The sequence below is a fragment of the Arenibacter aquaticus genome (assembly GCF_003957295.1).
In the GTDB taxonomy this organism is placed as follows: Bacteria; Bacteroidota; Bacteroidia; order Flavobacteriales; family Flavobacteriaceae; genus Arenibacter; species Arenibacter aquaticus.
In genome coordinates, this window is record NZ_RQPJ01000014.1 from 181,260 (window position 1) to 204,835 (window position 23,576).

General features: G+C 39.4%; 13 protein-coding genes. 4 read left to right on the top strand and 9 right to left on the bottom strand.

From position 1 onward, the window contains the following. Positions 1 to 25: 25 nt before the first annotated feature. The 4 genes from EHW67_RS14150 to argS all read right to left on the bottom strand — a co-directional run bounded on the left by EHW67_RS14150 (position 26) and on the right by argS (position 9,134). On the bottom strand, positions 26 to 3,427 hold the full coding sequence (locus EHW67_RS14150; RefSeq protein WP_126163040.1) for a DUF1080 domain-containing protein: 3,402 nt from the start codon (positions 3,425 to 3,427) through the stop codon (positions 26 to 28). A 23-nt stretch (positions 3,428 to 3,450) separates the two neighbouring features. Beyond that, positions 3,451 to 4,719 (bottom strand): Gfo/Idh/MocA family oxidoreductase, encoded by a 1,269-nt coding sequence (locus EHW67_RS14155; RefSeq protein ID WP_126163041.1) that lies wholly within the window; start codon positions 4,717 to 4,719, stop codon positions 3,451 to 3,453. A gap of 135 nt (positions 4,720 to 4,854) precedes the next feature. After that, positions 4,855 to 7,152 (bottom strand): LamG-like jellyroll fold domain-containing protein, encoded by a 2,298-nt coding sequence (locus tag EHW67_RS14160; RefSeq protein WP_126163042.1) that lies wholly within the window; start codon positions 7,150 to 7,152, stop codon positions 4,855 to 4,857. 197 nt (positions 7,153 to 7,349) lie between these two features. After that, positions 7,350 to 9,134, bottom strand: a complete 1,785-nt coding sequence (gene argS, locus EHW67_RS14165) for an arginine--tRNA ligase (protein ID WP_126163043.1) — start codon at positions 9,132 to 9,134, stop codon at positions 7,350 to 7,352. Between the two features lie 154 nt (positions 9,135 to 9,288). Here argS and EHW67_RS14170 point away from each other — a divergent pair, with 154 nt between their 5' ends. The 4 genes from EHW67_RS14170 to EHW67_RS14185 all read left to right on the top strand — a co-directional run bounded on the left by EHW67_RS14170 (position 9,289) and on the right by EHW67_RS14185 (position 16,727). Further along, positions 9,289 to 9,714 carry a hypothetical protein gene (locus tag EHW67_RS14170; protein ID WP_126163044.1) on the top strand — a complete coding sequence of 142 codons (426 nt, stop codon included), beginning with the start codon at positions 9,289 to 9,291 and terminating at the stop codon, positions 9,712 to 9,714. A 71-nt stretch (positions 9,715 to 9,785) separates the two neighbouring features. Further along, the gene (locus tag EHW67_RS14175) at positions 9,786 to 11,336 is read left to right on the top strand and encodes a BCCT family transporter (protein WP_238389950.1); all 1,551 of its coding nucleotides are present in this window, start codon (positions 9,786 to 9,788) and stop codon (positions 11,334 to 11,336) included. A gap of 250 nt (positions 11,337 to 11,586) precedes the next feature. Further along, positions 11,587 to 12,930, top strand: a complete 1,344-nt coding sequence (locus tag EHW67_RS14180; protein WP_126163045.1) for a glycoside hydrolase family 2 TIM barrel-domain containing protein — start codon at positions 11,587 to 11,589, stop codon at positions 12,928 to 12,930. Beyond that, entirely contained in the window at positions 12,927 to 16,727 is a 3,801-nt protein-coding gene (locus tag EHW67_RS14185; RefSeq protein WP_126163046.1) for a glycosyltransferase family 2 protein, read from the top strand. The genes EHW67_RS14180 and EHW67_RS14185 overlap by 4 nt, the downstream gene beginning before the upstream one ends. Before the next feature lie 87 nt (positions 16,728 to 16,814). Here EHW67_RS14185 and ctlX read toward each other — a convergent pair whose 3' ends face one another. The 5 genes from ctlX to eno form a co-directional block, all read right to left on the bottom strand. Beyond that, positions 16,815 to 17,744, bottom strand: coding sequence for a citrulline utilization hydrolase CtlX (gene ctlX, locus EHW67_RS14190; RefSeq protein ID WP_126163196.1), 930 nt, complete (start codon positions 17,742 to 17,744; stop codon positions 16,815 to 16,817). Between the two features lie 404 nt (positions 17,745 to 18,148). Further along, positions 18,149 to 19,063 carry a dimethylarginine dimethylaminohydrolase family protein gene (locus EHW67_RS14195; RefSeq protein ID WP_126163047.1) on the bottom strand — a complete coding sequence of 305 codons (915 nt, stop codon included), beginning with the start codon at positions 19,061 to 19,063 and terminating at the stop codon, positions 18,149 to 18,151. 101 nt (positions 19,064 to 19,164) lie between these two features. After that, on the bottom strand, positions 19,165 to 20,448 hold the full coding sequence (locus tag EHW67_RS14200; RefSeq protein ID WP_126163048.1) for a citrate synthase: 1,284 nt from the start codon (positions 20,446 to 20,448) through the stop codon (positions 19,165 to 19,167). A gap of 116 nt (positions 20,449 to 20,564) precedes the next feature. Continuing rightward, positions 20,565 to 22,106: a glycogen synthase gene (locus EHW67_RS14205; protein ID WP_126163049.1), complete on the bottom strand. Its 1,542-nt coding sequence runs from the start codon at positions 22,104 to 22,106 to the stop codon at positions 20,565 to 20,567. Positions 22,107 to 22,245: 139 nt separating this feature from the next. Continuing rightward, positions 22,246 to 23,538 carry a phosphopyruvate hydratase gene (gene eno, locus EHW67_RS14210; RefSeq protein ID WP_126163050.1) on the bottom strand — a complete coding sequence of 431 codons (1,293 nt, stop codon included), beginning with the start codon at positions 23,536 to 23,538 and terminating at the stop codon, positions 22,246 to 22,248. Positions 23,539 to 23,576 lie beyond the last annotated feature (38 nt).

Consider the following 23,576-nt stretch of genomic DNA (forward strand, 5'->3'; position numbering starts at 1 on the left):
CGGCCGACTTCAATAATAAATCAAATTATTTACTCAAATCCTTTATCCTGATATTTCTAAAAGCTAATTCGGCACCATGACCCAAAAAGCCAATATGACCGGAATTACGATTTAAACCTGGATGATCTTTATGATCTGCAGTTCCGTTCTTTGAAGCTTCCTTATAATCCCCGTCAAGGATTACAGTTCCATTCAAAGTAATCTTTATATGGCTACCCTTTACGATCACTTCCTGGGAGTTCCATTCCCCAACTGGGTTTAGCGCACCCCTTTTGGCTGGAATAATCCCATAAACCGATCCGTGATACTGGTAAGGCTTTAGATTGGCATAAATGTCTGCCGTATTATCCAAAATCTGCAATTCCTTGCCCAAGTATGCAGCATCACCTTTCAAGGGGGCATGTATCCCCAAACCATTATTGGCTCCTGGTGTTAATTTAAAGTCAAATCTGAATATAAAATCCGAATATTCCTCAGCAGTATACAGGTTGCCATGCCCGCCGCTTTTTGGGCGAACCAACAACTCATTTCCTTCCATTACATAGTCGGTCTTATTACCTACCCAATGATCCAGATCCTTCCCGTTCAATAAGGACTTAAAACCTTCTTTCCTTTCCGCCTCGGTCAATTTCTCGTCACCAGAACTAATTTCCCTTACGTAAATATTTCTAAAACCAAGGTCTTCACCATGAGCTTGCAATTCAATAGCCTCTTTTGCAAAAATGGCTTGCTTACGGTCCCAATAGTTCTCCAGAATTACATTATCGGTTACCAATACACCGTTTAAATGTACGGTTACCCTTTCACCAACCATTTTGATCCTAAAGGTATTCCATTCATCAATAGGGTTATCGGCCACTACCAACGGTTTGCTCTGGTGCTTCTGATTATTGTATAGTCCGCCAGACCCTACTTGGGCACCAACATCAACCCTTGCAGTATCCCATATTTGTACTTGGGGAGTACCCCTGAGGTATATGCCGCTATCCCCACCTTTAGTAATCTTCCAATCAACCAGCATTTCAAAATCCCCGTAATCCTTAATGGTACAGATATTGTTATAACCTTCGCCTTTAAAACCAATAACCCCGTCTTTTATAAACCAATCCCTCATCATCTGCTCATTGGCCTTGGCTTGTTCTATTGCCAATTTTTTTGACGACATTTTAGAACGTGCAATAGGGTTCTTAACCAAACCTTCCCAGCCTGTAAAATCCTTGCCGTTGAAAATTGGAACAAAGCCTTTTCCCTTGGGCATTTTATCTAGAAACTCCTTTACATCAATCTTGATATACTGACTATCGGGACCTGAAAGATTATCGATACTCTTGGTAACAATTTCCCTAACAACTTCACCACTCAAACCATTCTCTTTACCTGGTGTAGGCAACGCTATAGCTATTGCTGCATTTGAAGCCGTAGTCAAAAGTTCCGAGTCGTCCAAATACTCGGACACAAACACTAAGGACAAGAAGGTCTTTACTCGTTTAGCCGCATTAAGTACCTTTTTCTTCTCTGCTATATTTTTGGTCTCCGGCATTAACTTCCTAACCAATAACAATTTCTGATCTGCCGGATAATCCGATTTTCTTACTTTGGCAAGATAGTTATCAAATGCACTCTTCCTCAATGCCTCATCTGTTGTAGACTGAACCGTTTGGAACAAATATGGCAGGGCATCGTTGTTTTTCCAATTGGACAGGGCATCCAAAGCAATGATTTTCTCGCTATCGCTTCCAGTGGATAGGCGTTTAGCTACTAATTTCAAGGCTTTCCTACTGCTCAAAGATGCCAGTACGGGCAACAGCTTAGACTTATCGTTTGCCTTTTTATAAGCTGCAAAGATCTCTTCTGTAAATTTGCCATTATTGCTTTCCACGATGTCCAAAACCGCTTTTTGCACACTTTGTACATTCTGGGATTTTTCGGTTTTGTCCAAGAGTGTAATCAAGGTAGAGAAATCCCTATCTGTAGAAACTGATGGCAGTGCGGTATAGACTGCATTGCTAACATTTTCATCCTTGCTGTCAATATAGCTTAATAGGGTACTAAACTGCTCCGTGGCATTTCTAGCTGCCAAGACGTTTATCAACACTTCTTTACCATCTGCGTTTACCTTGGAAAGTTGTCCGGCCAACAAGCCAGCGTCCTTTGACCCACACAACCGCAACAATGTCTCTTCTATAGCAGTAAATTCAACAGGAGCAACAGCGGTTGCCAAGCTTTTGAACAACACTGGTACGGCTATGTCTTTATCCTGATAGGTGAGTGCTTTAATTCCAGCCACGCGCACATCAGTATCTTCGTCCTCTACAGCTTTTAAAACAACCTTTTCCATAACCACTTGCTCATCCCTTTCTTGCAGTAATCTTATGATTAACGGCTTATTGATTGCAGAGGCCTTTTTATATTGCTTAGCCCATAAGGATACTTCATTGGCCGACAATTCGGAACCAGCAGCATCCAATACGGCACCAACGTAGTTCTTGTCTCCTTTTTTAGATTCCTTCAACAAGGTCTTGGTAAAAGATTCCCCCTTATTTTCACTTAACATATGTACACCTGCCGATCTAAAATGCAATTGCTCATCTGCCTTACAATTTTTTAACAACGCATTGGCAACCGTATTGCTAAGCTCAATATTACCCTCTTCTTGTAGCCTATTGCCATAATGTATAAAGGCTAAAATACTTTTTCTCTCGTCCAAGCGGTAATTGGAATCATCTACCCACTCCTCCAAGACATCATATGAGGTTGGACTGGCTATTTCGGCAAGTGCCATTAAAGTTTCCCGCTGTACCAATGTTGAGGAAGAATTAAGCAATCCAATCAATATTTCTTCGGCAGGGGCAAACTGTAGTTTCCCCAATGCATCTATCAAAGCAGCTTGTTTTTTGGGCTCCCCTACTTTGGTAGCCTCCAATATAGCTATAGATGCCTCGGTTGTACCTATGGCAGTCAAAGCAGCAAGTGCAGGCTTAAACAAATCATTATTGGAGAGGTAACTGTTCAAAGCAGGAACACTTGCATCTGTACCTACAAAGATCAAACGGTCCATTAAGAAGGTTTTAACCTCCTTATCCGTGGCCGATGCCAAGGCTTTTAAAAGCGAATTCTCTACTACATTGTTTTCAATTTTACTATGCTTTCCGCCACTGTACACTGCCACACTTTGGATAGCGTAACGCGCCTTGGTATCGTTACCCGTACCCAAAGGCACAAGCATGTCGGTAAATTTCAATATACCAGGTTCTCCAAGCGCAATGATCTCTTTCATCAATCGATCTGCATGCTCTAAGTCCTCGGTAGGCAATTGCATCAAAATATCTGCAACCTTGGTATCAAGTGTTCTGTTATCTTGAGCATTTATGGAAAGTGTACCCATAAAAAGTAATAGTACACCTATTGTTCTATATATAGTATTCATGATAATATCTCTAAAATTGTTGGTTAATATGCCCAAGAGGACCTCATGGGTTGATCTATTAATCTATTGGCTTCCTCATCATTGATAAACTCCTGCTTTACAGGGTCAAACTCGAGGGTACGCCCCAATCGAAGCGCTATAATCCCCATATTCACCACGGTCGCGGAACGATGTCCGTTTTCCTCGTTCAAGGCAAACTTTTGTCGGGTTTTTACCGATTCTGTAAACTGGGTAATCTGCTCCTCCGGGTCCGGAATACTATCAATTAGACCTTCTATATTAGGAATGGTAGATTTAAAACCATTGTATATTTTCCCATTGGGCCCTTCTATATAAGCGGCATTCTTATCTTTATTTTCGCCATCCAATATAATTTGACACCCATCGGCATAGGTATATACAATTTTTCGCCAAGTCCCAATAGCATCATAGTGTTGCTCAGGAGCGTCCACTTCCACTTTTACGGGACTGGTATTATCCTTCCCCAAGAAATACTGTACTGGATCTATATAGTGTTGTCCCATATCCCCAAGACCTCCACCATCATAATCCCAATACCCTCTAAAGGTACCGTGTACTCTATGTGGATGATATGGCTTTTCTGGCGCAGGGCCTAACCACATATTATAATCCAACTCGGAAGGCACGGGCTGAGGCGTAAGGTTCTCCTTACCTACCCAGTAAAATTTCCAATTGAATCCTGTTACACCACTAATCGTAACTTTTAACGGCCATCCCAAGGCACCGCTATCCACAACTTTCTTCAATTTCCTAACCGGTGTTCCCATTCCGTAAAAATTATCCTTAAAACGGAACCAGGTATTTAATCGGAACATTTTACCATGAAGTTTCATGGCCTCCACTACCTTTTTACCTTCTCCTATGGTTCTGGTCATAGGTTTCTCACACCATACGTCCTTACCTGCCTCGGCCGCCATGATAGACATTAGACCGTGCCAATGGGGTGGGGTCGCAATATGAACAATATCTACATCCGGTCTTTGAAGTACCTCCCTAAAATCCCGATACCCCTTTACGCTGCCGCCAACTTTTTGTAGTGTATTGGCCAAATGATTGGCATCCGCGTCACATATGGCCAACAACTTTGTACCCTCATAGGTGAGATGTCCTTGCCCCATACCCCCTACTCCTATTACGGCCTTGGTCAATTGATCACTGGGTGGGATAAAATTGGCCCCTCCCATAACATGTCTGGGAATAATGCTGATTCCCGCAGCTGCCACAAGTGATTTTCTTACAAAATCCCTTCGGCTAGTAGATTTTTTCTCCATTTATACCTATTCTATTGTTTAATTGCAATTTTGACATTCAAAGCAACAAAGAAAGAGTATAATGCGTAAAAAAAGGGGTAATATTTGGGGTAATAAAGTAGAAAAAAGGTAACTACACCACTTTTTTTTAGCTTCCTACTGGTTCTCTGAGGAATTATTTATTACCATCTCCTCAAATCTTAGGGCGTACGATTCACCATAAATCTTTTCATAAAGCTTAACAAAATTATCGTAAACGGTACGGGCAAGACTTAATTTACCCTGCCCAATCAGAATCTGAAGCTTTATCTGCAAAGCATTTTCATTTAAATCATCGTAGATATACATAACAGAAGCCAGGTCGTATAACAATACACTATGTGCATCCGCGTCCAACTTATTGGATAGCTCCCAACACAATTCAATAATACTATTGCTCATTTTTTCCACAAAGGGATCCAACCAAGAATCGCTCATATTTGCCAAAAACCGACCTTCTTTTAAAATAGCCAACAGTTTTGGCAAACGAAACTCCAAAAAAGACCTAGTCCTATCTTCCGAGCCTAGTTCGTGCTTAAGGTCCAATACCTCCTGATAATCACAATAGCAGTTAGTGCCCAATTCCAAAAACCAATTTTTATCCTTAAAGGTCAAATTAATTTCATTGGAAGCCGACAATATTGCCCGAAGATTCTGAATATTGGTACCTCTGGTATTTTTGGCATTCTTGGGCTCTACTCCGGGCCAAAGAGATTCCGTAAGCTTCTTTGTACTGATGCCCTTTTTGTCCCCTATACTATGCAATAGTACTATAACAAACAGCTGCTTTAATTTGGGTGACAATCTCTTTGCTATATCCTGGCCGTCCTCGGTAAGTATCCTTAAGGAGCCGAAACACAATATTTTTTCGGGATAGCTTTCTTGTGTACCTATTCCATGGGAAGATCTTTCCTTCTTGGGCAACCTAGACAACACCAACTTATTATTACTACCTAGCTTATTTCTGCTCCATAACCACCACAGCATAAATACCAATACCACGGCACCCAAAATTAACCAAACAACTATCGTATTAGACTGCCATTCGGGCACCTTACCTACCAACCCTTGGTACTCCTTCCTAATTTCATTCGCATTAAGTTCTCGCTCCCATATTTTAATGCTCCCCAAATAGCCGTTAAAAAACTCCTGCCACAGATTACTACCTATTAAAATGTTGTAATCTGACGTATCATAATCTTCTATAAGCTTAATATTATCCGTTGGCTGACCGTTGACAAAAAACAGCAGCTCATTATTTACCTTGGAATGAACTAGGGCCACGTGGGTCCATTTACCCAATGGCACAGGTGATGCTTTGGAAATATAATCTTTAACCCCGGCCATGGTGAAGGTCAACAACCCATTGTGAAGCTTAAGAACAAAATTCTCCCCTTTGCCCAAAATACTATTGTTTTCGTTTAACACCGTTGGTTTAACCCAGGCCGATATGGTAAAACTACCCTGAAGGGCGTTCCTACTATCCAATCCTGCATCCAAATAGGCGCCATTGCTAAAGAAACCCACCTTGGCATGCAAAGGATCTTCTTTTATAGCAATGTTATTGGCTATCAATTCCCTATTATTCTTGCGCGCAATATTCCTAATATCCGTCCCAAAAACAAAATAATCGGTTAACCCATACTCAAAATCCAATGGAAAACCTGTAAATTCCTTAAGGTTATCCCGATTTTCGGGGGTAGTAAATATTATATCAGGAGAAAAATAATAACCTGCCTTATGGGGAACAAAAACTGGCAAACTCGCCTTAAGATCTATTGGCATACTAAAATAGCCATTGGCCACGAGGTTTTTAGGTCTTTTAAAATACACCTCGGCCAATAAACCGTCTTTAGACCTAACAGCACCAAACACTTTGCTCCTCGTATTAAGTTTAACAATTATGCTATCTGCCCTCCCAATGAATTCCGGATCAACTTTAATAAAATTGGGCATCCTGGCCGATTTCCTCCAAATATCCATAAAAATACTGTCGGCTACCATTTCCTCATTAGGTAGGTAGAGCGCTCCCAACTCTTTAAGTTTTTTAAACTTTATTTCTTCACTCTCCTTGTGCAAGGAGTTGAACTTTAAGACTTCAACATCCTGCAAAGAAATTTTTGGCACCCAAATATCTTCCGGCCATTTAAGGTCTAACTCGTCATCGGTTAAAATAACGACTGAATCCTTTTTAGTAAGTAATTGTTGTAATAAAGGCTGCTGAATCTCTTTGTAACCGGAGATGAGCACTGCCAAAGGAGATGTACTGTTTAACAAAGAAGGTAAATTGGTAGGGGTAACCTGATCAAAATCCACCAATATTCGTGATTGAAGACGAACTTTCCATTTATCCTCCTCTGAAAGTTGGCGGTATTCTTGAGCTGTTCCCGTTCTTAAGAAAAGAAACAAGAACAACAAACCAATTTTTAATACTATACTTCTTCCCTGCAAAATTTACACAATCAACCCCATTCGGGAATTCTATTTATCCCCGCAATTTACTAAGAATAAATAGAATTATATCTATACAGAATTAGCTGAAGTATATCGATATAGCAAAACAGGAAAACCATCCTTAATTACTATATACATAACAAAAAACCTTAAAAAAACTACATCCTATCCGGAACTTTAATACCCAATAAACCAAATGCCGATTTAATGACCTCAGCCACCTTATTGGCTAACTGAATCCTGAATATTTTCTTATTATCGTCCTGCTCTCCTAAAATGGAAACATTCTGATAAAAAGAATTAAATTCTTTGACCAGGTCATAGGTGTAATTGGCAATCAGGGCCGGACTATAATTGTCTGCAGCCAATTGAACGGTATCCGGAAACAACTGTAGCTGCTTTAACAATTCCTTCTCCTTATCATGCAATTCTACCAAAGCCTGCTCCGCACTAAGGTCTTCCCCTAGCTCCTCTGCCTTTCTTAGAATAGATTGTATTCTGGCATAGGTATACTGAATAAATGGCCCAGTATTACCCTGGAAGTCCACCGATTCTTCAGGGTTGAACAAGATTCTTTTTTTGGGATCCACCTTAAGGATATAATATTTTAAGGCCCCCATTCCTATAATCTTATAAAGCTGCTGTTTTTCCTCATCGGAATAGTCTTCCAGTTTACCCAATTCCTCCGAAATTTCGGCAGCCGTTTGGGACATGGCTTCCATTAGCTCATCGGCATCAACCACTGTTCCTTCCCTACTTTTCATTTTACCACTAGGCAAGTCTACCATACCATAACTTAAATGATATAATTTTTCTGCCCAGGAAAATCCCAGTTTCTTCAGAATTAGGAACAACACCTTAAAATGGTAGTCCTGTTCATTCCCTACCGTATAGACCATACCTCCAACATCTGGATTGTCCTTAACCCGTTGTATGGCCGTTCCTATATCCTGGGTCATATATACTGCCGTTCCGTCTGACCGTAGCACTATTTTCTCATCCAGCCCTTCATCTGTCAGATCTATCCATACACTACCATCTTCCTTCTTATAAAAAACCCCTCTTTGCAAACCATCCTCAACAAAATCCTTGCCCAACAAATAAGTATTGCTTTCATAGTACAGCTGATCAAAGTCTACCCCCATATTATCATAGGTCACTGCAAAACCGTCGTACACCCATTGGTTCATAGTCTTCCAAAGCCCTACGACTTCTTCGTCTCCTGCCTCCCATTTTCTAAGCATATCCTGGGCCTCCAATAGTATTGGCGCTTCCTTTTCGGCTACTTTGGCATCCATCCCTTCCGCAACCATTGCCGAAACTTCTTCTTTATAAGCCTTATCAAAGGCCACATAGTAGTTCCCCACCAACTTATCACCCTTTAATCCGGTGCTTTGTGGCGTCTCTCCATTCCCATATCGCAACCAGGCCAACATGCTTTTACAAATATGAATCCCCCTATCGTTTATAATTTGGGTCTTGTATACCTTTTTTCCAGATGCCTTAAGAATTTCCGATACCGAATATCCCAACAAATTATTACGCACATGCCCCAAATGAAGGGGTTTGTTGGTATTGGGCGAAGAGTATTCTACCATAACTGCATTGTTCTCCGAACCGGATACAAAACCATAGTCCTGCAGACCCCTTATTTCATTGAAGAATTTTAGATAGTACCCATCGCTAATAGTAATATTTAGAAAACCCTTAACCACATTATAGTCCTGTACTTCCGAAACCTCATTCTTTAAGTACTGCCCTATCTCTTCCCCGATCTGTACCGGATTGCCCTTGACATATCGCAACATTGGAAAAATTACGGCTGTAATATCGCCTGCAAAATCCTTACGTGTAGGTTGAAATTCTACCATGGGCAAGTTTACGTTATAAACGGAGGCAATTGCTTCTTTTACCTTTTGAGTAAGGACTTCTTGTATGTTCATTAATAATTGTGCTTTAGGCCTGCAAAATTAAACATTTTTTATTCTTTTGCCTTGATCTAACGTAGAAGTAGGCCGCAAAGAGAGCAGAATTAGTTAACTTTATAAGTCCATAGATAGGGAATTTGCCCTAATAGAGCCGAAATCACAAGAAACTATGCTTTTAAACGTCTCGTATAACAATAAAGAAATTACAAATAAAATTGACAGGGAATTGGGAAAGCCGTTTACCATGAAAGAGCGTTTTGCCATGAACGGCATAGGGTGTCCAAAATTGTTTATCATGGACTGCAGTAAGGAGATCAAGAACTTATTGATATTGGACAACAACACCAATTACTGCAACATAGAATTACGGCCCAAAGGCATTATAATACGTTTTCGGTCGCTTCTGGAAACGTACGGACTAATCATACCTTATTACAAATTTACCCTATACAAAACCGATTTTGGAGTATACACCTTATACCGGGACAACTATTTTATAAAAGTAAAATCTGACACCAAGGCCATTCAAAAGTTCTTTACAAAATTATTGGGCTATAGGGCAGACAATGCACCTACGAACATTGAGGACTTATGATAGGCTAGCTACATACTATCAGAGAACAGGCCTGTAAAAAAAATATAGATAAGCCTCTTTCCTTTTTCAATTTGAAAAACACTAAACGCAACATCATTACAACATTTAAAAAGCTTTACAAAAACCAACTACTCTCCATATCCCTTGGGTTGCTATCCTTTTTAACCCTGATGGTATATATTTCCACCAAAACCATATACAATACTATAGAGTGGATATCCCTGTGGGTAAGGAATCACTTCGGCTATTTCTACCTCTATTTAGGTTTGGGCTGTGTTCTTTTTTTGCTGGGAATTGCATTATCGCCACTGGGCAAAATAAAACTGGGAAAAAAGAACCAGAAGCCAGAGTACGGCATTTGGGCCTGGACAGCAATGTTATACAGCGCAGGCATGGGGGCCGGTATACTACTAAGGGCCGTACAAGAGCCGGTATACATGCAGCAAAATATACCCTATGCATCCCATTTAACTGCAGATATCCAGGCCTTGGAGTATACCTTTTACCAATGGGGTTTTACTGCATGGGCGTTTTATGGACTATTTGCCATGGTTATAGGATACCATTTATACGTACGAAATAAAAAGGTACTGATCAGTTCTACCATAGAAGACGTAGTTCAACACAAGACCTCTAGAACAGCCATTGACATCCTCACTATTATGACCACCGTATTTGGCTTGGTTGCAGCAATAGGCCTGGGCACCACACAAATAAACGGGGGAATAAACCATCTTCTTTCAGAATCTTTTGGCCTAACCGCTACCCTACTATTAACAACACTTATTTCCTGTCTGGCTTTCTTCTCTGCTTACAAAGGAATAAACAAAGGGATACAGGTACTATCAAAAATCAATATCCTCGTAACATTGACATTATTGATCTTCACTTTTATCAATAGCAACGGCATGGAAATATTGGGCAACTTCACCAATGCAACCCTTCAATACCTAATGGATTTTATCCCTTTAAGCCTAGCTTATGGCTCTTATGACCCCGGATTGGACTTCCTAACGGATTGGACTTTTTACTATTGGGCCTTTTGGTTGGCTTGGGCCCCGTTTACTGGGATATTTATTGCACGGATCTCCAAAGGGCGCACTCTAAGGCAGCTGCTTTTGGGAGTATTGATTATTCCATCTTTGGGAACTTTTTTTTGGTTTTCCGTGTTTGGCACTTCTGCATTTAATCTTATTGCGGAATGGGGAAGCTACAACCATGAATTTAGCGGAGTATTTTCCTCTATTTTTATTTTCTTTGAAAACTACCCTTATGCAACCTTATTAAATTGCATTACCATTCTTTTATTGATAGGTTTTTTAGTAACCTCTGTAGACTCGGCCGTTTTTGTATTGAGCATGTTTACAGACCAGGGCAAAAAAGAACCAAGTAAACAACATCGTTTAATTTGGTCACTTTTTATTTTTTTGGCCACGGTGGCACTAATCTTATTAGGGCATGCCAAGCCTGAGGTAAACACTTTGATAGCAGCTCAAAAGTTGCTTATCATAACATCGCTACCCTTTGCATTTTTTATAGTCTTCATGGCGATTATATTTATAAAGGAAGTAATTCAATATCGAAATAAATGGTCCCGAAAAGACCGAAAAGGGATTTTGTAGTAGTCATTGCCAAACGTAACTATATACCTGGACATAGAATTACGATGGCCTACATAAAACACCTATTACAAAATTTTGTTTTCGTAACTACTTAGTACTCTATTGACACTAAGTCACCAACATATCATCCCATTATTTAGCAAACAACCTTTAAACCAGAGCAACATTCACTTTATCCATTTTGATGTGATAATCCCCTTACAACAACTATATTTGAATTAATTTTCCTTACCGAGTTAATTGTAATAAAATGAGGCGACAAAAATACTTACTATATACCACCATTGTTTTAGTGGTGCTTGTAGGACTTTATTTTTTTAGAATTTCCTTAAGCCCCAATAATTACATACCCAAATCAGCTACTGTTTATCTTCAAAAAACTGCAGAAGGCTTTCAGCTGATCAGAAAAGGAAAACCCTTCAAAATTAAAGGAGCCTCAGGAAATTCCTATCTTGAGGAATTGTCCAAAATTGGAGGAAACACTATTCGGGTATATGACACTCTTAATTTATCCACTGTTTTAAACCAGGCACATAGAAATGGTTTGGCAGTCATAGTAGATATCCCTATCCCCCGATACCACAAAAAATATAATGTATACCTGTCCGAGGCCCACAATACGCAATTAAAAGAAGAAGTAAGGCTTTTAGTTAGAAAATATGGTTCCCACCCAGCCTTATTAATGTGGAATCTTGGCAATGAAGTAGAGTACCCCTTGGTATTCTTTAAAAACAGCTTTATAAAAACATTTAACGAATTAATAGACATTATTCACAAGGAGGATCCAAATCACCCCGTAAGCACAACCATTCCCTCTGTAACTAAGAAACAAATTACAAGCATCTATTATCATTCCCCAAACATCGATTTATTGTCCTATAACATATTTGGAAACCTAAAGAATTTAAATCACGACCTAACTAAGTTATCCTACGTTTTTGGCAAAAGGCCGTATTATATAAGTGAATGGGGGCATGATGGACCTTGGGAGCACAGTTATACTTCTTGGAGCGCACCTATAGAACCTACTAGTACAAAAAAAGCAGAACAATTAAAGGAGAGACATAAAACGTTAATTCAAAATATGGACGATAATTGTCTTGGATCCCTTGTTTTCTACTGGGGCGAAAAACATGAACGCACCCATACTTGGTTCAGCTTATTTATTGGGAAATATGGTAAATCTGAACTTGTAGAAGAAATAAAACATTTATGGAAAGGATCCTATTCCCATGCGCCTTCCATTGGTTTGGAGTATATGTTGGTAGACAAAAAGGGAGCACAGAGCAACCTTATATTTGCTCCCAACCAAATTAAAGACGCTAAGATAAAATTTAACCATCCCCAACATGATGGCACGCATATTAGCTGGGAGATATATCCTGAAGCATGGCAGTACAAAGCAAATGACAAAGAAAAGAAACCCATCCCCTTAACTGGCTCCATTTTAAAAAGTAATGGAGAAAAAGCCACTTTTGTAACACCAACCGAAGAAGGCCCTTATCGCATTTTTGCCTATATCTCGGATAATGAAGGAAATTTTGCAACAACAAACACTCCATTTTACGTTTTAAACCCCAGTACCCAAAAATGATCAACACCCCTACCCCTAAAGAGAAATTAACACTTCGGATATTAATTGTTCTAGGGTTGATTAGTATTCTAAACTTCCTCTATTGGTTTGTGCAACCACAACTCATAGGGGATCAATTATTATTTGGGTTACTTATAGTCCCAATAGTTTTTGATAGTTTACGTATGGTTTATATATGGTACCATTACTGGGACATTTCCGTTCCAAAAAAACCCACCCTTACCAAAACCTTGACCGCCGACGTTTTCACTACCTATTTCCCAGGCGAACCTTATGATATGGTGCAGGAAACATTATTGGCCATTCAAAGGATAAAATATCCCCATACGACCTATTTATGTGATGAGGCCAATGATCCAATACTCAAGGAATTTTGCTTAAAACATAATATAATCCATGTTACGAGGAACAACAGAATAGATGCCAAGGCCGGGAACATTAACAATGCACTGCGACAAGCAAGCGGTGACATATGCCTAATATTGGATCCCGACCATGTTCCCCGTGAAAATTTTTTAGATGAAATAGTACCTTATTTTGAGGATGACTCCATAGGCTTTGTTCAATCCGTTCAGGCCTACTATAATATTGAAGAATCCTTAGTAGCCAGGGGTGCAGCCGAACAAACCTTCCATTTTTACGGTCCGGTTATGATGACAATGAATTCCTATGGCACCGTAAATGCCATAGGAGCCAACTGTGTATTTAGGCGAAAAGCCCTAGATTCCATTGGAGGGCATGCTGCCGGCCTTTCCGAGGATATGCACACTGCCATGCAGCTACACGCAAAAGGTTGGAAATCTATATACGTCCCAGAGGTATTTAGCAAAGGATTGGTACCAGCCTCCTTAACCGCTTACTACAAACAACAGTTAAAATGGTCCCGGGGCACCATGGAGCTACTAGTTTCGGTTTATCCAAAATTGTTTAAAAACTTTACTTGGCGCCAAAAAGTACATTACGGGGTATTACCCTTCCATTATCTGTCTGGATTTATATATATGATCAGTTTCCTGATTCCAATTATCTCACTATTCAAGGCAGCTACTCCCTGGAACGGGAATGTAATAAATTTTGGATTACTCTTCCTACCCATTTTTGCCTGTATCCTTGGAATAAGGTTTTATGTCCAACGCTGGGTAATGTATAAAAGTGAACGAGGCATACATCTCGTGGGCGGACTCTTACTTACCGCTACCTGGTGGGTATTCATTATTGGTTGTATATATACTTTTATTAGAAAAAAAGTACCCTACTTACCTACTCCAAAAGAAGACAAGGAACGTAGCAGTTGGAAAATCTTGGTTCCTAATTTAGTAGTCGCCATTATATCCGTGGGCGCAGCTATATACGGACTATCTATAGATTTCACTCCGTTTTCCATGTTCATGGCCGGATTTGCACTTCTAAACGCCCTATTTATGTCATACACCTTGGTTTTCGCCTACGAAAAGCAGAAGCCTATAAAACAACTAACCCAGCCAGTTACAGAAAGTAAGTCACTATTTAATTCTATAAAAAGCAACAGTTTTAAACTTTGGAGAAAAGCGGCACTTCCCGTTGTAGCTGTGTTTTTTTTAGTTAGTGGATTCCAATTTTATTACAATGATTACATAAAATGGGAAGGCTCCACTGCCGAAATCCAGGATAAGCCAAAATTCAACTACCTAGGAATATTCTTGCCTAAAAAGGACAATGGTATAAGTAACTTAAAAGCTATTTCCTCTATTTCAAATGAAATTGACAAAAACTTCGATATCATTTCCCTTTATTTGGCTTGGGATCAGGATATGGATAAAGGCTTTCCAAAAACCTTGTTGGACTCTATTTATGAACAAAAATCAATTCCCATGCTTACTTGGGAACCTTGGCTAACCAACTTTGATACCGCCACAACCAAAAACAAACACGTTTTCTCCCTGATAAAAGAGGGCTATTTTGATTATTACCTCAAGGACTTTGCCCTTCGCTTAAAAAGATTAGAACGACCCGTTTTCATAAGGTTTGCACATGAGTTTGACAACCCCTTCTATCCATGGTATAGCAAGGAGGAACATGCGAACACTCAATTTAAAGATGCTTGGCGATATGTTTATGAAATATTTAAGCAGCAACAAGCCAACAATGTAATATGGGTTTGGAACCCATGGACTCCTGATAATGTTGCCACTTTTTATCCCGGTAAGGAATATGTTGATTGGATTGGAGTGAATATCCTAAACTACTACCATCACAACTCTAGCGATACCCCCACCGACTTTAAGGACTTATACCAACCTTTTCATGAAGAATTCAAAGGTTTGACTGAAACACCGGTTATGATTTCAGAGTTTGGGTGCCTCAACCACAACAGGGAATATCAAAATAACTGGTTCAACAAAGCCTATCGGGACATTAAAGCTGAATTCCAAGAAATAAGATCTTTGGTCTATTTTAACAGCAATGTGGATGATAATTGGCCAAGCAATTCTCAAGGTGAAGGGTATTTAGACTGGACAATAGCCAACAATAAGCTCATGAAAAACAGTCTGGGTCAAAAAAAGGCCCCTGATTACATACTGGGACCCCTTCCACCATTGACCACCAATAAGCAGCCGGAACAGAACATGCAAATGGCGCTAAAAAACATAAAAGGAATTAACTTAAAGAAAGGACATGACTGGAATAAAGATTATCATATATTAGATCGCAGGAATTTGTTATGGGATTTTGACCAGTTTATATCTCTAGGAATAAATACTATTAAATATATTGATAACAACATCTATGACTATAATGTTTTAACGATAAGTAAAGAAAAGAAACTTAATATTTCATACGGATTTTGGATTCCTGAAAACCTCGATTTTGTAAACGATTCAGTAGGAAAGGCTAAATTAGCGAAACATATCTTACGCAAGATAGAGAAACACAAACACCAGGACCACATAGTTAGCTGGAACCTCTTAAACGACGTCCTGTACCGCCAAGGCACCTATTTCAATAAACCCGAAAGCCTATATCAAAAAAAGGCTTATATAATTTGGCTAAAACAATTGGTCAAGGACATTAAAAATACTGATAACCAAAGACCCTTAACCATAGATTTGGAGGTAAATGGGCTCGCATATGAAAATATAAAATTATTGACAGATCTTGTCCCTAATTGGGATGGTCTGGGATTGGTTATTAAAGAAGATCACTTTTTGACTACCTTAACAAGCTATCTGAAAAAAAACAATATACCGTACATCTATAGCGATATAAGTGTTGAAGAGCTTTCACAATTCAAGGACATCCCAGAGAAAGTACCATATTTTATTACTGCTTGGCAAGATCAACACCAAAGCAATAAGGTGAATTTTCAGGGACTGATTGATAGAAAGAAAAAACATAAAGCTGATTTTTATAAATTACGGCAAATCATCAAAAAAACAAAAGAAGTAATACCGCAGAAAAAAGTTGCCATTTTAAAACCGGCTAACCTACTCTATGACCATCAAACCCAAAACTACCAAGCCATGGTGTACGACAGTATTAAAGGATGGACACCTGGCCAACAGCTAAATAATCTAAAATTTGAATGGGCATTGGTTAAATGTGACTCCTACGGAAATTTCCTTTCTATAAAAGAAGTTGGGGACGGCCCTGAGCTTTCACTGGAAATACCAGAGAAACACGAGCTTTATAGGCTACATCTAGCAATGATCCATGACAATAAGATTAGCAGCAGCATCACAGAGCTCCATACACCTCTACTGCAGGATAAAAACATAAAAACCGACCAAATAACACACTATAAAAATCTAAAAGAGTAATATATTTTTATATAGGTTCTGTAATACACAGTTACCTCCCAATGATGGTTTTTTAATGCGGCATTCAGATTAAAACCCTCCTGTATTTTATCCTTTTGGCAAGAATACTTCTGCCATCATACAACGTGCACTCCCCCCTCCACAAGTTTCAATGGTATCCAAGGAACTATGGACAATTTCGCAATGGGCTTTCAATTTTTCCAACTGCACCTGCGATAGACTGTCATGAGCCGCTGTGCTCATGGCCAAATAGCGTCTGTCACCCATTCCCATTACTTGAAGCATATTGCCTGCAAAATGGTGCATTTGCTGCTCCGTAATAGCTATTATCTCCTTCCCGTCTTGCTTTAGATGGGAAACTACATTCTTTTTTTCTTTCTTATCGTCTATGCTATCCAAACAAATTACCGCAAAAGCCTCACCCAAACACATCATTACATTGGTATGATATATGGGTTGCCTACCACCTGCAACCGATTGATTTGCAGTAAATACCACAGGGGTATATTCAAAGTCTTCACAAAACTCAATAAACAATTCTTCATCAGCCCTCGCTGACAAGGCACAATACGCTTTTTCATTGACCCTATCCAAGACAATACTCCCCGTACCCTCCAAGTAGAACCCCTCTTCCTCAGCAGAGGTATAGTCCATAATATTTTCTATAATATACCCTCTCTGTTCCAAAAGATCCAGAATATCCTCCCTTCTCTCCCGTCTTCTATTTTCTGCAAACATTGGATACAGGCCTACCGTACCATCTTCATGGAAAGAAACCCAATTATTTGGAAAAATGGAATCTGGAGCCTCCAATTCTTTCCTGTCGTCCACAACAATAACATTAACCCCCTTTTCCCTTAAAACCGTAACAAAAGCATCAAATTCCTGTTGGGCCTTCTCATTAATTTCTTGATTTTTTAAATCCAGATCCTCTTGAAAATAATTGTTGACTGCGGTTTGTTCGTTCATTCTAAAATTCACGGGACGCACCATTAAAATAGTATTGGCAATTTGCATATTAGCTTTCATTTTTCAAGATAAGGGCCAACAAAGACCACTTATTAAATTTGCACAAAATTAGTGTATTTAAACTAGGACAACCGTTTCCCATGCTTAAAAAAGAAGGAAAAAAAACCTTAATTGATAGAAAACATACCCTTCAAAGGCTACCTAAATGGCAATAGTAAAGATACCGACATAAGGAGAATTCGGGTTAAAATCAAAAGTAAACAACTAACAAGACACATAATGATATCTATTGAAGAGTACTGCTGCCAGAAGGCTTTTGACACTTGTATATTTAAGCTAAGACTTACTCTTCAGCCTTATTGCAGAATGCAAGCTTCTTCTGCCAAAAATATCTTAGCGGAACACCTATAATTTAAAATGTATGACATTAAAATTAACAACGGCAGGTCATCTTAATCCCTGACTAGAGGCAAGGTACTACAACGCAATAGCCCTTCTTGTTTACTAATTTCGGCATAGGGTATTTCCTCTACAATAAATTCCCTTTCCCTTAGCCAATTGTTAAGTCTGGTAAATTTGCGCTCCGAGACCACTACTTTAGGGGAGATTGAAAAAACATTGCTCATCATTTGATACATCTCTTCTTTGTTGATTTCAAAAACTTGGTCCTTGCCAAAAAAATCTAATAACCAATAGTACTCCTCTTCCTTTAAAAACCCATTCTTATGTAATATGGCCATATTCTTTCCAATGGGTTGAAAGCAACAATCCAGATGCAGTGCATTTTCCTTGGCATTAGTATTGGATTTACGAAGTTCAAAGGCCTTCACCTTTTTATGGGGAAATGTTTGGGCAATAAACCGAACTGCTTCCTTATTGGTACGGGCTGTTATATAATCTGCATAGTCGGTACCCGTATAGGTTCCCATAAAAATATATTCTCCCCAAGGCATAACGTCACCACCCTCTATATGTACCTGTTGAGGCGGATGTATTATCTGATCCTCATCTATTTTATTAAGCACGTATTTTATGGCCTCAAACTCCTTTTCCCTATCGGGCAAAATATTTGCCTTCACCAATTTGTCTTCTATAACAAAAGCAATGTCCCTAGTAAATATCTGATTACAGTCCTTTAACACCCTTGGCCTAAAAACCTGTACATCATATTTGGCGAACACCTTGGCAAAGGCGTCCATTTCCTTCACCATGTCCTCTTCTTTCGGATAGGTCCCAGCCAATATATGCTCCATTGATTTAGGATCATAAGCCTCCTCAAGTTTTGGAATCGGACCGCAACTTTTGGCCGTTCCCAATACCACTGATCTCAAGCGCGAGGTTTCATCCTGTATATTCAACTTTAGCATAAATGATTTTTATGTAAAGATAGAAATACTAATGACGATAAATAAAAAACTGCCCTAAGTATAAAATATACCAAGGACAGTTTTACATATAATTATGCTATTTATCTTTTATCCAATGGAACAAAGGATCTTATAGCTTCGCCAACATAAACCTGTCGCGGCCTACCAATTGGCTCATTCTTCAATCTCATTTCCCTCCATTGTGCTATCCACCCTGGAAGACGCCCTAAGGCAAACATTACGGTAAACATTTCCGTAGGAATGCCCAAGGCCCTATATATTATACCTGAATAAAAATCTACGTTGGGATACAATTTACGATCTACAAAATACTTATCCTCCAAAGCTTCTTGAGCCAAACCTTTGGCTATATCCAAAATAGGGTCTTCAATACCCAAATCACCCAAAACCTCTTCCGCAGCTTTTTTAATAATTTTAGCCCTAGGATCAAAATTCTTATACACCCTATGTCCAAATCCCATTAAACGGAACGGATCACTCTTATCCTTAGCCTTAGCCATATATTTCTTTGTATCCCCACCATCTGCCTCTATAGCTTCAAGCATTTCCAATACCGCTTGGTTGGCTCCACCGTGCAAGGGACCCCAAAGTGCACAAATACCTGCGGATATGGAAGCAAAAAGTCCGGCATGTGAAGAGCCCACAATTCGAACAGTAGATGTAGAACAGTTCTGCTCATGGTCTGCATGCAGTATCAATAACTTGTCCAGGGCATCTATAACAACCTTGTTCTTCTTATACTCTTGATTGGGTTTCTTGAACATCATTTTATGAATATTCTCTACATAACCCAAGGTGTCGTCACCGTAGTCCAAAGGCAGGCCTTTTTTCTTTCTCAAGGTCCATGCTACCAGTACAGGGAATTTTGCCAATATTCTTACAATGGCCCAATACATCTCTTTTTCCGAAGTAACGTTGACCGAGGTTGGATTAAAAGCTATCAAGGCACTGGTAAGGCTGGAAAGAACCCCCATAGGATGAGCCGATTTTGGAAAGCCGTCCAAAATCTTCTTCATCTCCTCATCAACATGGGATTCCCCCTTTATATCCTGATGAAACTTGTCAAGTTGTTCTTGATTTGGTAATTCACCAAAAATCAATAAATAGGCAACCTCCAAAAAATCTGCCTTTTCCGCCAATTCCTCAATAGAATATCCACGATACCTTAACACCCCTTTCTCACCATCTAAAAACGTAATGGCACTTTCACAAGAGCCTGTATTTTTAAATCCTGGATCAATCGTTATCATTCCCGTGCTTGCACGCATGGTTTTGATATCTATTGCCAATTCATTTTCGGTACCTTTTATAACCGGAAACTCAAATTTCTTTCCGCTGAATTCTAATGTTGCGTTGTTCGACATTTCTAAACTTGCTATTTTTTCGATTGTCCGTAAAAATACTAAAAACCCCCAAGGTTAACAATGGAAGATTTTTTATTTATCCAATAATTACAAAATCTTCTTAAAAACTTAGATTTTTACGGATTTATGGAATATAGATATTTGTAATAATCATCCACCGATTTTTCCCAGGTGAACCTCATTTTTTTGGCGTTGGTCTGAATCTGTTTCCATTTAGCCTTATCATTTAAGTAAACATCCAAAGCCTGATCCAGTACTAGGACCATATTCTTTATCTTGTCATCATAGGTCTTACCATCAAAGCTAAAGCCTGTTTTCATATGTTCTACCGTATCCCGTAGACCACCGGTATTATGAACCAGACAAGGATTGCCATTTCTCATGGCCAACATTTGACTGATCCCGCAGGGTTCAAAGAGACTGGGCATAAAGTACAGATCGGTTTCCAGGTAAATAGAGTCGATCAAATCTTCGGATTGGCCATTGGTAAAGATGAAATTTTTGTGCTCGTAACTCATTTGCCGAAATAACTCCTCGTATTCCGGAGCACCTGTTCCTAACAGCATAAAAATACCATCCACTTTTTTTAACTTATCAAGTATCTCAATAAAGGCTTCTGGAGAACGTTTAAAAAAATAAAACTTTTGCTCTGTCAATCGCGCCACACTAGAGACAATAAACTTAGGCTTATCGGTAACGTACTCCATCACTTTTTCACCGGTATGAGCCAAAAATTCAGCCTTATACTTTTTGGATTCCTCCTGCAGCCATCTAAAAAGGGCTTTTACAATATTCCGGTATAACCTACCCTTTTTGGCCACCCTAATGTTTTTATAATTGGAACCGTTCAAAATCCCGAACAACCTGCCCTGGTTATCGGCTTCCTGCAGGTCCAATTCCAAACTCTCGCCACCTATAAATTCAGGAGGATTACTTGGCCTTAGCACATCTTCCTTATAAGAAGGGGAAACCGTGTGTACTGCATCTGCCAAACGGATACCTACAGCCATTAAATTTATACAGTCCTGGTACCTACGGTCCATTAGCCTTGTTGTATCTATAGCCACATGCGGGAACCAATTGTGCAAGGAAGAATAGTTATTGGCAAACGGTCGTATCCCCTGAATTGCCAGATTATGAATGGTATACACATAACGCATCTCTTTTAACACTTGATAATCTGGGTGATAAGTCTTCAAAAACAAAAGTAAACTGGAGTGCCAATCGTGCATATGAATGATATCCAATTTTCCAAAGACACCTATTTTTACCGCTTCTGCTACAGCTGTACAAAAAATAGTATACTTAATATTGTCCGTATAAAAAGGCTCTTCCGGGTCGTCATGATATATGTGCCCTATTTCCCCAGCAGTTATTTCCGAGTGGTGTATTACATAGTGATGTACATTGGGCTGTTCTTTTTTAGCCGCCACTTCAAACAACTCCGCAACATAGGTAGTGTTTCTTAAATTTAGATTAAGACCGGTTATAAACCTTCCTTTTTGATGTAATCTGGAATAGGAAGGGACAACTACATGCACTGTGTCACCCTTTTCCGAAATTTGTCGCGGTACATCCCGAACCACATCACCCATTCCACCCGCCTTGCAATTTGGTATACCGTCATTCTCAGCGGCTACAAATAGAAAGTTGTTCATTTAATCCTGAATTTGGTTATTTATTAAAAGTATTATAATATAATTATTTATTTCCGATAAGAAAACAAAGCAAGATGATAATTAATAAAAAAGGCCATTCTTATCAGAATGGCCTTTTATTATTACTTAATACAATTCGCTATTTTATTTTGAATGCATTTTCCTTAGGATAGTAGGCTACGCTACCCAACTCCTCTTCTATTCTTAGCAATTGGTTATATTTAGCCATCCTGTCAGATCTTGAAGCCGAACCTGTCTTAATTTGCCCGGTATTCAAAGCAACGGCCAAATCGGCAATGGTGTTATCCTCAGTTTCCCCAGAACGGTGAGACATTACAGAAGTATATCCAGCATTCTTGGCCATATTCACTGCAGCAATAGTCTCGGTCAAGGTTCCTATCTGATTAACCTTTATAAGGATAGAGTTGGCTATCCCTTCTTTAATCCCTTTAGACAAACGCTCCACGTTGGTCACGAACAAATCATCACCTACCAATTGCACCTTGTCACCAATTTTCTCAGTCAAGGTTTTCCAACCGGCCCAATCATTTTCATCCATTCCATCTTCGATAGAAATAATGGGATACTTGGCACTTAAATCGGCCAAATACTGAGCTTGCTCCTCAGATGTCCTCACCATTCCCTTATCACCTTCAAACTTGGTATAATCGTATTTACCATCCACATAAAATTCTGCAGAAGCACAATCCAAGGCAATCATAATTTCATCCCCTAATTTGTATCCTGCTTTCTCTACGGCTTTTGCAATAGTATCCAAGGCATCCTCTGTACCTCCGGCAAGATTGGGAGCAAAACCTCCCTCATCACCAACAGCTGTACTTAGACCCCTGTCATGTAATACCTTTTTTAGGTTATGGAATATTTCTGTTCCCATTTGCATGGCGTGGGAAAACGATTCTGCCTTTACCGGCATCACCATAAATTCCTGAAAAGCAATAGGAGCATCGGAATGCGAACCACCGTTGATAATGTTCATCATTGGCACCGGTAAGGTATTGGCACTTACCCCTCCAACATATCTAAACAAGGAAATCCCCAATTCGTTGGCAGCAGCCTTGGCTACGGCCAAAGAAACGCCCAAAATAGCGTTGGCTCCCAATTTTGACTTGTTTGGCGTACCATCCAATTCGATCATTGTTTGATCTACCAAGTTCTGCTCAAAAACAGACATGCCCAATATTTCCTCGGCAATTAATGTATTTACGTTATTAACAGCATTTCCTACACCTTTACCCATAAAGGATTTTCCTCCGTCACGAAGTTCTACGGCCTCATGTTCTCCTGTTGAAGCCCCGGAAGGAACAGCTGCCCTACCCATTACTCCATTTTCTGTAATTACGTCTACCTCTACCGTTGGATTACCTCTTGAATCCAAAATTTGTCGTGCATGAACACTTAGGATGATACTCATATGTCTTTCTTTAGAATTTTAGTTAAAGTAATATGCAA